Annotated in this window: 13 protein-coding genes and 1 tRNA gene; all 14 read left to right on the forward strand. The window is 67.7% G+C overall.

Features of this window, described 5'->3' with window-relative positions:
- Positions 1-37: 37 nt before the first annotated feature.
- Complete coding sequence (locus IFT71_RS17185) at positions 38-913, forward strand: alpha/beta fold hydrolase (RefSeq protein ID WP_192142475.1); 876 nt, start codon at positions 38-40, stop codon at positions 911-913.
- Positions 914-1,135: 222 nt separating this feature from the next.
- Positions 1,136-1,615: an RcnB family protein gene (locus tag IFT71_RS17190; protein WP_037530847.1), complete on the forward strand. Its 480-nt coding sequence runs from the start codon at positions 1,136-1,138 to the stop codon at positions 1,613-1,615.
- 98 nt (positions 1,616-1,713) lie between these two features.
- Positions 1,714-2,379, forward strand: coding sequence for an ATP phosphoribosyltransferase (hisG, locus tag IFT71_RS17195; RefSeq protein WP_166747068.1), 666 nt, complete (start codon positions 1,714-1,716; stop codon positions 2,377-2,379).
- Positions 2,376-3,671, forward strand: a complete 1,296-nt coding sequence (gene hisD, locus IFT71_RS17200) for a histidinol dehydrogenase (RefSeq protein ID WP_192142477.1) — start codon at positions 2,376-2,378, stop codon at positions 3,669-3,671. The genes hisG and hisD overlap by 4 nt, the downstream gene beginning before the upstream one ends.
- Positions 3,672-3,885: 214 nt before the next feature.
- On the forward strand, positions 3,886-4,341 hold the full coding sequence (nusB, locus tag IFT71_RS17205; RefSeq protein ID WP_031396492.1) for a transcription antitermination factor NusB: 456 nt from the start codon (positions 3,886-3,888) through the stop codon (positions 4,339-4,341).
- 108 nt (positions 4,342-4,449) lie between these two features.
- Positions 4,450-5,337, forward strand: coding sequence for a thiamine-phosphate kinase (gene thiL, locus IFT71_RS17210; protein WP_192142479.1), 888 nt, complete (start codon positions 4,450-4,452; stop codon positions 5,335-5,337).
- Between the two features lie 96 nt (positions 5,338-5,433).
- Positions 5,434-7,590: a sodium-translocating pyrophosphatase gene (locus IFT71_RS17215; protein ID WP_192071528.1), complete on the forward strand. Its 2,157-nt coding sequence runs from the start codon at positions 5,434-5,436 to the stop codon at positions 7,588-7,590.
- A gap of 175 nt (positions 7,591-7,765) precedes the next feature.
- On the forward strand, positions 7,766-9,241 hold the full coding sequence (locus IFT71_RS17220; RefSeq protein ID WP_192142481.1) for a DNA methyltransferase: 1,476 nt from the start codon (positions 7,766-7,768) through the stop codon (positions 9,239-9,241).
- Positions 9,242-9,397: 156 nt separating this feature from the next.
- Positions 9,398-9,616, forward strand: a complete 219-nt coding sequence (gene infA / locus IFT71_RS17225) for a translation initiation factor IF-1 (protein WP_031441079.1) — start codon at positions 9,398-9,400, stop codon at positions 9,614-9,616.
- Positions 9,617-9,661: 45 nt separating this feature from the next.
- Positions 9,662-10,231, forward strand: a complete 570-nt coding sequence (locus IFT71_RS17230; RefSeq protein ID WP_192142642.1) for a Maf family protein — start codon at positions 9,662-9,664, stop codon at positions 10,229-10,231.
- Positions 10,224-11,180, forward strand: coding sequence for a ribonuclease (locus IFT71_RS17235; RefSeq protein ID WP_192142483.1), 957 nt, complete (start codon positions 10,224-10,226; stop codon positions 11,178-11,180). Before IFT71_RS17230 ends, IFT71_RS17235 begins: the two co-directional genes overlap by 8 nt.
- Positions 11,180-11,353 carry a DNA gyrase inhibitor YacG gene (locus IFT71_RS17240; RefSeq protein WP_192071526.1) on the forward strand — a complete coding sequence of 58 codons (174 nt, stop codon included), beginning with the start codon at positions 11,180-11,182 and terminating at the stop codon, positions 11,351-11,353. The genes IFT71_RS17235 and IFT71_RS17240 overlap by 1 nt, the downstream gene beginning before the upstream one ends.
- Positions 11,354-11,406: 53 nt before the next feature.
- A tRNA-Phe gene (locus IFT71_RS17245) sits at positions 11,407-11,482 on the forward strand.
- 332 nt (positions 11,483-11,814) lie between these two features.
- Entirely contained in the window at positions 11,815-12,147 is a 333-nt protein-coding gene (locus IFT71_RS17250) for a hypothetical protein (RefSeq protein ID WP_192142485.1), read from the forward strand.
- The last annotated feature ends 20 nt before the right edge of the window (positions 12,148-12,167 follow it).

The following is a 12,167-nucleotide window of genomic DNA, read 5'->3' on the forward strand; positions in this document are numbered from 1 at the left end:
CCCCGGCCAGATCCGGGGCACCACGCGGGAGAGAGACATGACCGAGCTGCAGAGCCTCCGACTATCCACCGGCGTCGACCTCGACGTCTCGATCAGCGGCGATCCCGCCAACCCGCCCGTCATCCTCCTCCACGGCTTCCCCGAATCGCACCGCACCTGGCGCCACATCGCCCCCGACCTCGCGCGCGACCATTATGTCATCGCCCCCGACCAGCGCGGCTATGCGCGCTCGTCGAAGCCCGAGGGCGTCGCCAATTACACCCCCGACAAGATCGTCGCCGATCTGCTCGCACTCGCCGATCAGCTCAAGATCGACCGCTTCACGCTGGTCGGGCATGACTGGGGCGGCGCGGTCGCCTGGATGGCCGCGCTCCAGCATCCCGACCGGATCGAACGGCTGGTGATCGTCAACGCCCCCCACCCGCTCGTCTTCCAGCGGACGATCTTCGACGATCCCGAACAGCGCAAGGCGAGCCAGTATATCCGCCGCTTCCGCGACACGAGTATCGACCAGGGCCTCACCGGCACGGGCCTCGAGAAATTCCTCGGCTCGACCTTCGCGCATCACGTGACTCAGGCGATCGCGGGCAAGGACAAGGCCGCCTATCTCGACGAATGGTCACAGCCCGGCGCGATGACCGCGATGCTCAACTGGTACCGCGCCAGCGCGATCGTCGTCCCCGCGATGGACGAGACCCCGCCCCGCCCCGCCTTTCTCGACGCACCCTTCCCGCCGATGAAGATGCCGGTCCTGGTGATCTGGGGCATGCGCGACACCGCGCTGCTGCCGAGCCAGCTCGATCTTGCCGACTATGTCCCCGAGCTGACGATCGAGAAGGTCGATGCGGGCCATTTCGTCCCCTGGGAAAAGCCCGACGCGGTGATCGCCGCAATGCGCCGCTGGGGGATCTGACCGCCCACTCCTCGTCATCCTGACGAAAGTCAGGATCCAGAGTCGCAGGAGACTGTCTTCAGTAAACCTGGATCCTGACTTTTGTCACGATGACGAAAGTGGTGGAAGGCGTAGCCGCCACCTGTCTGAATCCTGACCACCGCATTCTGAAACCGTTCAGCGGCCGGGGAGCAAATCCCCTGTCATGCCGTTTGATACGGCGACGAAGACAGGAGAGCAGTCATGCGTAAGTTGATCCTCGCGGCCGTAGCCGCCGCCACCTTGGTTCCCACGTTCGCCACCGCGCAGAGCTATGGCGAAGTCCGCCGCAGCGACCGTGAAGTGCGTCAGAGCCAGCGCGAACTTCAGCAGGCGCGCCGTTTCGGCGACCGCGGCGACGTCCGCGATGCCCGCCGCGAGCTGCGCGAAGACCGTCAGGAGCGTCGCGAGGACTGGCGTGACTATCGCCGCAGCCACGCCAACGTCTATCGTCGTCCGGCCTATGTCGGCCCGCGCGGCTATCGTTATCGCCCGATCAACGTCGGCCACCGGTTCGCGCCGCAATATTATGGCCGCAACTACTGGATCAACGACTACCAGACCTATCGCCTGCCGCGCCCGGGCTTCGGCTATCAGCGCTGGGTCCGCTATGGCCGCGACGTCGTCCTGGTCGACACGCGCAACGGTCGCGTCGCACAGGTCAACAACGGCTTCTTCTACTAAGCCGCCACGACGGCCCGGGAGCGATCCCGGGCCGTATTGTTGTGGCGATCGGGGCGATCCGGTTGCACCCTCCCCAGCCCGATCGTAAAGCCCGGCGCGTGCCAGACTCCCAGATCATCATCGCCGTCCCGAAGGGACGTATCCTCGCCGAGGCTTTGCCGCTGCTCGCCCGCGCCGGCATCCATCCCGAAGCGGCGTTTTCGGACGAAGACAGCCGCGCGCTCCGCTTCGCGACCAACGACCCCGACATCTCGCTGATCCGCGTCCGCGCGTTCGATGTCGCCACCTTCGTCGCGCACGGCGCGGCGCAGCTCGGCATCGTCGGCTCGGACGTGATCGCGGAATTCGGCTATTCCGAACTCTATGCCCCGGTCGATCTCGGCATCGGTTATTGCCGCCTGTCGGTCGCCGAGCCCACCGCAATGGCGGCGAAGGACGATCCGCGCGGCTGGAGCCATGTCCGCGTCGCGACCAAATATCCGCACGTCACCGCCGCGCATTTCGCCGCCCGCGGCGTCCAGGCCGAATGCGTGAAGCTGAACGGCGCGATGGAGCTCGCCCCGACGCTCGGCCTCGCGCCGCGCATCGTCGACCTCGTCTCGTCGGGCCGCACGCTCAAGGAAAACGGCCTGGTCGAGGTCGAGCGGATCATGGACGTCACCAGCCGTCTGGTCGTCAACCGCGCCGCGATGAAGACGCGCGCACGGGTGGTGCCGCTGGTCGAGGCGTTCCGCCGCGCCGTCGAGCAGGAGCAGGCCGCATGATCCGCCTTTCCACCACCGACGCCGACTTCGCCGACCGCTTCACCGCGCTCGTCGAGGACCGCCGCGAATCGGACGCAGGCGTCACGCAGGACGTCGCCGCGATCATCGCGTCCGTCCGCCGCGACGGCGAGACCGCGCTGCGCGACCTCACGCAGAAGCACGATCGCCACGACCTCGAAGCGACCGGCTGGCAGATCGACGCCGCCGACTGCAAGACCGCGTTCGACGCGCTCGAGCCCGAGCTGCGCACCGCGCTCGAACTCGCCGCCGCGCGCATCCGGGCGTATCACGAGAAGCAGCGCCCGCTCGACAGCGACTCGGTCGATTCCGCGGGTGTCCGGCTCGGCGCCCGCTGGCTCCCGGTCGACGCCGCGGGCATCTATGTCCCCGGCGGTCGCGCCGCCTATCCCTCGTCGCTGCTGATGAACGCGATCCCCGCCAAGGTCGCAGGCGTCGGCCGGCTCGCCATGGTCACGCCGACGCCGGACGGCCAGATCAACCCGCTCGTCCTCGCCGCCGCGCATCTCGCGGGCGTCGACGAGGTCTGGCGTGTCGGTGGTGCGCAGGCCGTCGCCGCGCTCGCTTACGGCGCCGGCCGGATCGCGCCCGTCGACGTCATCACCGGCCCCGGCAACGCCTGGGTCGCGGAGGCCAAGCGCCAGGTTTACGGCGTCGTCGGCATCGACATGGTCGCAGGGCCCTCCGAAATCGTCGTCGTCGCGGACGCGCTGAACGACCCCGAATGGACCGCCGCCGACCTGCTCAGCCAGGCCGAGCACGACGTCACCACCCAGTCGATCCTCTTCACTGACGACGCGGCGTTCGCCGACAAGGTCGCCGCCGCGGTCGATCGCCAGCTCAGCGCGCTCGCCACCGAGGCGGTCGCGCGCGTCGCCTGGGATGCGAACGGCGCGATCATCGTCGTCGACACGCTGGCGGACGCGATCCCGCTGGTCGACCGGCTTGCCGCCGAGCATCTCCAGCTCGCGATTCCGGACCCGCAGGGCTTTTTCGACCGCGTCCGCCATGCGGGCTCGGTGTTCCTCGGCCGCTACACCCCCGAGGCGATCGGCGATTACGTCGCGGGTCCGAACCACGTCCTGCCGACCGGCCGCCGCGCGCGGTTCGCCAGCGGGTTGTCGGTGCTCGACTTCATGAAGCGCACCAGCTTCCTCGCGCTCGACGAAGCCGCCTTGCGCGAACTCGGCCCCGCCACCGTCGCACTCGCCAACGCCGAGGGTTTGCCGGCCCACGCAAAATCGGTGGCGCTGCGGCTTCGCCTCAACCACTGATTTTTGTTCGCGCGGAGGCGCGGAGGCGCGGAGATGTTATATACGGCGCAGCCGCTCCGATCATCATCAGCGGGTGATTGGAGGGCCGCTGCGCGGCAAGGTCGACACCTCCGCGCCTCCGGGCCTCCGCGCGAACCAATCTTCTTCACGCCCCCACGCGTAAGAAACGCGAAGGGCTGACACGCAGCCCCCCCGCGCGTACAGGCAACCGCTTATGTCCAGAACCGCTCCCCGCACCAAGGCACGCGCCGCCGCGCGACTCGCCGCCGTCCAGGCGACCTACCAGCATGAAATGGAGGGGACCGCGATGCCCGTCCTGCTCAACGAATTCCACCAGCACCGGCTCGGCGCGACGATCGAAGACGTCGAATATGCCGAGGCGGACGTCGATTTCTTCGACGACCTCGTGACCGGCGCGAATGCCCGCAGCGGCGAGATCGATCTGCTGATCGAGGGCAAGCTCGCCAAGGGCTGGACGCTCGCCCGCCTCGACAAGCCGATGAAGGCGATCATCCGCGTCGGCACCTACGAACTGCTGGCGCGCAAGGACGTGCCGGTCGCCGCGGTAATCAGCGAATATGTCGACGTCGCGCACGCCTTTTACGACAAGCGCGAATCGGGCTTCGTCAACGGTCTGCTCGACGGCATCGCGAAAGAGGTCCGGGCGTAAACGATCGTCATCCTGGGCTTGACCCAGGACCCAGAGTAACAGGACGGAGCGTTCGTTACTCTGGGTCCTGACTTTCGTCAGGATGACGCTGCTGTATTGGCGGAGGACATGACCGAAGCCGAGTTCATCGCCGCGCTGCGCCGCCTCCCGCTCCACCCCGCGGCGCGCGGCCTGAACGACGACACGGCGCTGCTCGACGCAGGGCCCCTCGTCGTCACCACCGACACGCTGGTCGAGGGCGTGCATTTCCTTCCCACCGACCCCGCGCAGGATGTCGCGTGGAAGCTCGTCGCGACCAACCTGTCCGATCTCGCCGCCAAGGGTGCGGTCCCCGAGGGCATCCTGCTCAACTACCCGCTCGGCGACGACGCATGGGACCGCGCGTTCCTCGAAGGCCTCGCCGACATCCTTACGGCCCATGACACGCGGCTGATCGGCGGCGACACGGTCACCCTCCCCCCGGGAGCACCCCGCATCCTCACCGTCACCGCCTTCGGCAGCGACGCCGCCGCCCCCGCCCGCGCCGGCGCGAAGCCGGGCGACGCGCTCTACGTCACCGGCACGATCGGCGATGCCGGCGCAGGACTGGCGATCGCGCTCGGCAAGGCTGGCCCGGCCAAGCTGCTCGCCGCGTATCGCCGCCCGCAGCCCCGCCTCGCCGATGGCCGCCGCCTCGCCCGCCACGTCCATGCGATGATGGACGTATCCGACGGGCTGCTCATCGACGCTGCGCGCATGGCGCTGGCCAGCGGCCTCGCCGTCGCGATCGATCTCGCCGCCATCCCCCTCTCCGACGCCTATCGCAGGGTTTCGGGCGACCGGGTCGCGGCAGCGACCGCCGGCGACGACTATCAGCTGCTGTTCGCCGCACCCGAAGATTTCGCCACCGATGCCACCCGAATAGGGGCGTTCTTCACGGGATCGGGGCTGGTCCTTCACGATGCCGGCACGCCCGTCCCGCTGCCGCCAAGTCTAGGCTATGAGCACCGCGCCTGACGGTCGCTTGCGCAATACCCCTGCACTGATAGGTTCCTTGGACGGGACTCGGCAAAGCCGAGACCGGGGAGGAACTGAAAAAAGGGATAGTGCCGTATGACGACCGTCTATCTGGCCATGATCTGCGGCGTCATCGCCGTCCTATATGGCTTCGTCACCAGTCGGCAGGTGCTCGCCGCATCCCCCGGCAACGCGAAGATGCAGGACATCGCCGCCGCCATCCAGGAGGGCGCAAAGGCCTATCTCGGCCGCCAGTACACCACGATCGCGATCGTCGGCGTCATCGTCGCCGTCATCCTGCTCGCCACGCTGGGCATAATCTCGACGATCGGTTTCGTCATCGGCGCGGTGCTGTCGGGGGTCGCGGGCTATGTCGGCATGAACATCTCGGTCCGGGCGAACGTCCGCACCGCAGAGGCCGCGCGCACCTCGCTCCAGGCCGGGCTGACCATGGCGTTCCGCTCTGGCGCGGTCACCGGCATGCTCGTCGCAGGGCTCGGGCTGCTCGCGATCAGCGCCTTCTTCTGGTACCTCACCGGCCCCGCGGGTCACGCGCCCAACGACCGGATCATCGTCGAGGCACTGACCGCGCTCGCCTTCGGGGCCTCGCTGATCTCGATCTTCGCGAGGCTCGGCGGCGGCATCTTCACCAAGGCAGCCGACGTCGGCGCGGACCTGGTCGGCAAGGTCGAGGCAGGCATTCCCGAGGACGACCCCCGCAACCCCGCGGTCATTGCCGATAATGTCGGCGACAATGTCGGCGACTGCGCGGGCATGGCCGCCGATCTGTTCGAGACCTACGTCGTCACATTGGGCGTCACGATGATCTCGATCGCGCTGCTGATCCAGGCGAGCGGCGCCGAGCTGATGCGGCTGATGACGCTCCCGCTGCTCGTCGGCGGCGTGTGCATCGTCACCTCGATCATCGGCACCTACATGGTCCGGCTCGGCGGCGGCAGCATCATGGGCGCGCTCTACAAGGGCTTCTTCACCTCGACGATCCTGTCGATCCCCGCCATCTACCTCGCCACGCAGTACGTGCTCGGCGACCTCCACCGCGTGATCGGCGGCGCAGGCTATCTCGATCCCGCGACCGACGACCTGACCACCCAGGCCGCGCCGTCACTGACGCAGAGCTTCACCGGCATGGACCTGTTCTGGTCGATGATGATCGGGCTGGTCGTCACCGGGCTGATCGTGTGGATCACCGAATATTATACCGGCACCAACCACCGCCCGGTCCAGTCGATCGCCAAGGCATCCGAGACCGGCCACGGCACCAACGTCATCCAAGGCCTCGCGATCAGCCTCGAATCCACCGCGCTGCCCACCCTTGTTATCGTCGTCGCGGTGATCGTCGCCTACCAGCTTGCCGGGATCATCGGCATCGCCTTTGCCGCCACCGCGATGCTCGCCCAGGCGGGGATGGTCGTCGCGCTCGACGCCTATGGCCCGGTCACCGACAATGCCGGCGGGATCGCCGAGATGGCGGGCCTGCCCGACGACGTCCGGCAGAAGACCGACGCGCTCGACGCGGTCGGCAACACCACCAAGGCGGTGACCAAGGGCTATGCGATCGGCTCGGCCGGGCTCGCCGCGCTCGTCCTGTTCGGCGCCTATACCACCGATCTCGCGACCTATTTCCCGCAGGTCACGGTCGATTTCAGCCTCAGCAACCCGTACGTCATCGTCGGGCTGCTGCTCGGCGCGCTGCTCCCCTATCTGTTCGGCGCGTTCGGGATGACCGCGGTCGGTCGCGCGGCGGGCGCGGTCGTCGAGGAGGTCCGCGCGCAGTTCCGCGACAATCCCGGCATCATGCTTGGCACCAGCCGCCCCAATTATGCGCGCACCGTCGATCTCGTGACGAAGGCGGCGATCCGCGAGATGATCGTGCCCTCGCTGCTGCCGGTGCTGTCGCCGATCGCGGTGTATTTCATCATCACCGCGGTCGCCGGCCAGGCCTCGGGCTTCGCCGCGCTCGGCGCGATGCTGCTCGGCGTGATCGTCTCGGGTCTGTTCGTCGCGATCTCGATGACGAGCGGCGGCGGCGCCTGGGACAATGCCAAGAAATATATCGAGGACGGCAACCACGGCGGCAAGGGATCTGAGGCGCACAAGGCCGCGGTGACCGGCGACACCGTCGGCGATCCCTACAAGGACACCGCCGGCCCGGCGGTGAACCCGATGATCAAGATCACCAACATCGTCGCGCTGCTACTGCTCGCCGCGCTGGCCGGCGGCGGGGTGGGCTGACTCGACGATCCTCCTCCGCAAGGGGGAGGTAGCAGGTGCAGCCTGACGGAGGGGGCGGCACGCGCTGCCCCCTCCGTAACACCCCCCCGCCAATACCGCCGTAACGGACCCGATAGACCGTCCGCGGATGCATCTGGCTTGGACGGACCGGCTTTTGCCCCCGCATCCTGCCCCGATGCGCAACCGCCCCGAAAACCACCTCTTCTATGGCGACAATCTCGCCGTCCTCCGCAAGGAGATCGCCGACGAGAGCGTCGACCTGATCTATCTCGACCCGCCGTTCAATTCGAACGCCACCTACGGCATCCTGTTCAAGGAACCCGACGGCCGCGCCTCGAACGCGCAGATCGAGGCGTTCGAGGACAGCTGGCACTGGAACGACAGCGCCGAGGAAGCCTTCGACCAGGTCGCGCGCAGCGGCAACACCAAGGCATTCGACCTGCTCAACGCGATGCGCGGGTTTCTCGGCGACAATGACATGATGGCGTATCTGGCGATGATGGCAGTGCGGCTGCTCGAACTGCACCGCGTCCTGAAACCGACCGGCAGCCTCTATCTCCACTGCGACCCGACCGCGAGCCACTATCTGAAACTTCTTCTCGACGCGACGTTCGGCAAACGGCAGTTTCAGAACGAGATCATCTGGAGCTATCGGCGCTGGCCGACGGTCTCCCACCGCTTTCAACGGATGCACGACTGCCTGCTGTTCTACAGTAAGACCGAAACGGGCAATCTGTTCAACGTTCTGACGATGCCCCCGTCGGCGAGTTCGATCAAACGTTGGCGCGGGGCGATGCAGAAAGTGACCTTCGCTCCCGACGGAACCCGCAATCCCACGCAGGAGAGCGGCACGTCGCCAGGCGTCGCGATGAACGACGTATGGGACATTCCTATCATCGCCCCGGTGTCGCGGGAGCGTCTCGGCTATCCGACCCAGAAGCCGGTGGCCCTGCTCGAACGCATCATCGGCGCGTCGTCGAACGAAGGCGACGTGGTGCTTGATCCGTTCTGTGGATGCGGCACGGCGGTCCATGCCGCGCAGAAAATGGGCCGGCAATGGATTGGGATCGACATCACGCATCTCGCCATTTCGCTGATCGAAAAGCGCATGAAGGACGCGTTTCCCCGCGTCACCTTCACGGTCGAAGGCACCCCCAAGGACCTCGCCTCCGCACGCGATCTGGCGCTGCGCGACAAATACCAGTTTCAGTGGTGGGCGGTGTCGCTGGTCGATGCGCTCCCTTTTGGCGGCCGCAAGAAGGGGGCGGATGGCGGGATCGACGGGCTCATCTATTTCAACGATCACGATGTCGCCGCAGGAAAGATGGTCACGCACCGCGCGATCGTCTCGGTCAAGGGCGGGCTCAATCCCGATGTGACGATGGTCGAGACGCTCGCGGCGACGATCGCGCGCGAAAAGGCGCCGATCGGCGTGCTGATCATGAACGCCAGGCCCACGCGCGAGATGGAGCGCCGCGCCGCCGCGGTCGGCATCTACCGCGCCGGCGTCGACGAGACGTTCCCGCGGCTTCAGATCCTCACGCTCGCCGACCTGTTCCAGGGCAAGCGGCCGCGGATCCCCAATGTCGACCGCGCCGCCTTCCGCCGCGCCGCGCGCGAAGCCACGGGCACACAGCCCGGGCTGCTGTGACGCGCCCTTGTTTCGGACGCGGCGAACACCGACATCCAGGTCTGAGGGGCGCGTATGGGCATAAGGGCCATGCGCGCCTTTCGGGCGTGCTTTCCTTTTTCGCCAAGCTGCGGTAAGGGCGCTCGTCCCGAAATTCCCCCAATTCAGAGATTATATTTGGCCAAGGAAGAACTGCTCGAGATGCGCGGACGCGTGGTGGAACTCCTCCCCAACGCGATGTTCCGGGTACAGCTCGAAAACGACCACGAGATTCTCGGTCACACCGCCGGCAAGATGCGCAAGAACCGCATCCGCGTGCTGGTCGGCGACGAGGTGCTGTGTGAGCTCACCCCGTATGATCTGACCAAGGGTCGCATCACCTACCGCTTCAAATAAGCGCTGGCCGCGGGTCGTCCGCGGTCGTGCAGCAAGATCGAGGCAATTGTGCTCGTCCTAGCCTCCTCCTCGCCCCGCCGCCGCGACCTGCTGGCGCGGCTCGGCGTCGTGCCGTCGCGCGTTGCGTCCCCCGATATCGACGAAAGCCCCCACCGGGCCGAAGTGCCGCGCGCCTATGCGCTGCGTCTCGCGGTCGAGAAGGCGTGCGCGGTCGATCGCGCCGCGGGTGAGATCGTCATCGCCGGGGATACCACCATCGCGCTCGGCCGCCGCATCCTGCCGCCCGCCGACACGGCCGACATCCAGCGCGACCTGCTCGGCAAATTGTCCGGGCGACGTCATCACTGCCTGTCCGCGGTCTGCGTGATCGACGCCGCCGGCACCGTCCGCACCCGCCTCGCCGACACGATCGTCGCGTTCAAGCCGCTCTCGACCGCCGAGATCGACGACTACATCGCGTGCGGAGAAGGGCTCGGCAAGGCGGGCGGCTATGCGATCCAGGGCCGCGCGGAGGCGTTCGTGCGCTTTCTCTCGGGCAGCCATTCGGGGGTCGTGGGGCTCCCGCTGTTCGAAACCCGCGCGCTGCTGAAGACCGCCGGCCTCGCGCTTGCCTGAACCCGGCCCCGTCTGGCTCTACGAAGCCGGCATCGGCGAAGACCGCGCCGCGCTGGTCGAGAATGACCAGATCGTCGAGGCGCTGATCGAGCGCGACGACGTGGCGCTGCGCGTCGGCCATGTCGCACGCGCACGTCTCGTCGAGGCGCTGGGCGGCGGGCGCGGCCGCGTCGCGCTCGACGGCGGCGAGGCGCTGGTCAGCCATCTGCCGCCCGGCATCACGCAAGGCGCCAGCCTGACCGTCGAGATCGTCCGCGAGGCCCTGCCCGAGGCCGGCCGCGCCAAGCTCGCCAAGGCGAACGCCACCGACCGGTCGCCCTGCGCCGCGCCGACGCTGTACGACCGCCTCGTCGCGACCGGCCTGCCGATCCATGCCCCGCGCGCGCACGAGCCCGATGCGCTGGAGGCCGCGGGCTGGTCCGAACTGCTCGACGAGGCGATGAGCGGCGAGATCGTCTTCCCGCTCGGCGCGCTGCGGTTGTCGCCGACGCCTGCGATGACGCTGTTCGATGTCGACGGCGCGCCGCCGCTCGACCCGCTGGCGGTCGCCGCCGCGCACGCCGTCGCGCGCGCGATCCGCCGCCACGGGATCGGCGGCTCGATCGGCGTCGACTTCCCCACCATCGCCGGCAAGGCCCAGCGAAACGCCGTCGCCGCGGCGATCGACGCGTCGTTGCCGCCCCCGTTCGAGCGCACCGCGGTCAACGGCTTCGGCTTCCTGCAGATCATCCGCCCGCGCGCCCGCGCCTCGATCCCCGAGATCCTGCGCGCCGATCCCGTCGGTGCCGCCGCCCGCGCCGCGTTGCGCACACTCGAGCGCACCCCGCCGACCGCCCCGCGGCGCCATGCGCTGCCCGCCGCGGTCCATGCCCGCCTCATGGCGCACCCCGACTGGCTGGCGACGCTCGCCCGTCGTACGGGCGTCGTCCACGATCTGGAGAGCCGTTGATGCCCGCCGTGAAATGCCCGATCTGCGGCCAGCCCGCGGTCTCCGACTACGCCCCCTTTTGCTCGAGCCGACACCGCGACCGCGACCTGCTGCAATGGCTCGGCGAAGGCTATCGCATCCCCGGGCGCGCAATATCGCAAACGGGGCTAGACAGCGGTGAAGAGCCCGACTAAACGCGCCCTTCCGATCGCACGATCGGCCCTTCATCCGATCCCGATCGGACGATGCCCGGATAGCTCAGTTGGTAGAGCATGCGACTGAAAATCGCAGTGTCGGCGGTTCGACCCCGTCTCCGGGCACCATTTTTCCCTTCTGCCGCGACCGCGGACTTCAAGCGCCGGCGAGCGTCAATGTGCGCTCAGCAGCCGCATCTTGCCGCTCATGGTCCAGCCTCTCCCGGGCGGCCATCGAGCCTATAGTCTGATCAATTGTGCTCCAGATCGCATGGCGCTCTGGCGTTGAGAGCCGTTTTGACTTCACTCGGACAAATACTTGCAAAGCCCGACATCCAGGCTAGTGTGAGCGCTATCGCAAATGCTAAATTGCGCATCTCCTTCTGAAGTCGGAGACATGCAATTCGGTCGCCCATGCCTCACGCACGATGAGGCAATGCGACCCATGAGGGGAGGCAAGGATGGGCTCGACGACGTCTGCTGCTTCCACCGTTGCGGCCCAAAACCCGACGCTCGCCCGCGGCGGCCCTACGGTCGCGCACGCGACCAGCCTTGCCACGTTGACCTGCGCGCTGCCCGCCTTCGCGCACGACTTTGCCATTCAGAGCAACACGCTACCCCTGCCCGCAATAGACGGGGCTGGTAACGACATAGTCGTCAGCCTCCGCGCACGCACGGCGGTGACGCCCGGCTCGATCGAAAACGACGCCCCGACACACCGTCTGGTGGCCAGCCCGCCTCACCACCGCGATCGTATCCACCGTTTCGTTCGCTCCGGGCTCCAGCCCGTCTGACCTGCCAGAGGACCCATCGA

Origin of the sequence: Sphingomonas sp. CFBP 13733, assembly GCF_014841795.1 — a bacterium.
In the GTDB taxonomy this organism is placed as follows: Bacteria; Pseudomonadota; Alphaproteobacteria; order Sphingomonadales; family Sphingomonadaceae; genus Sphingomonas; species Sphingomonas aerolata.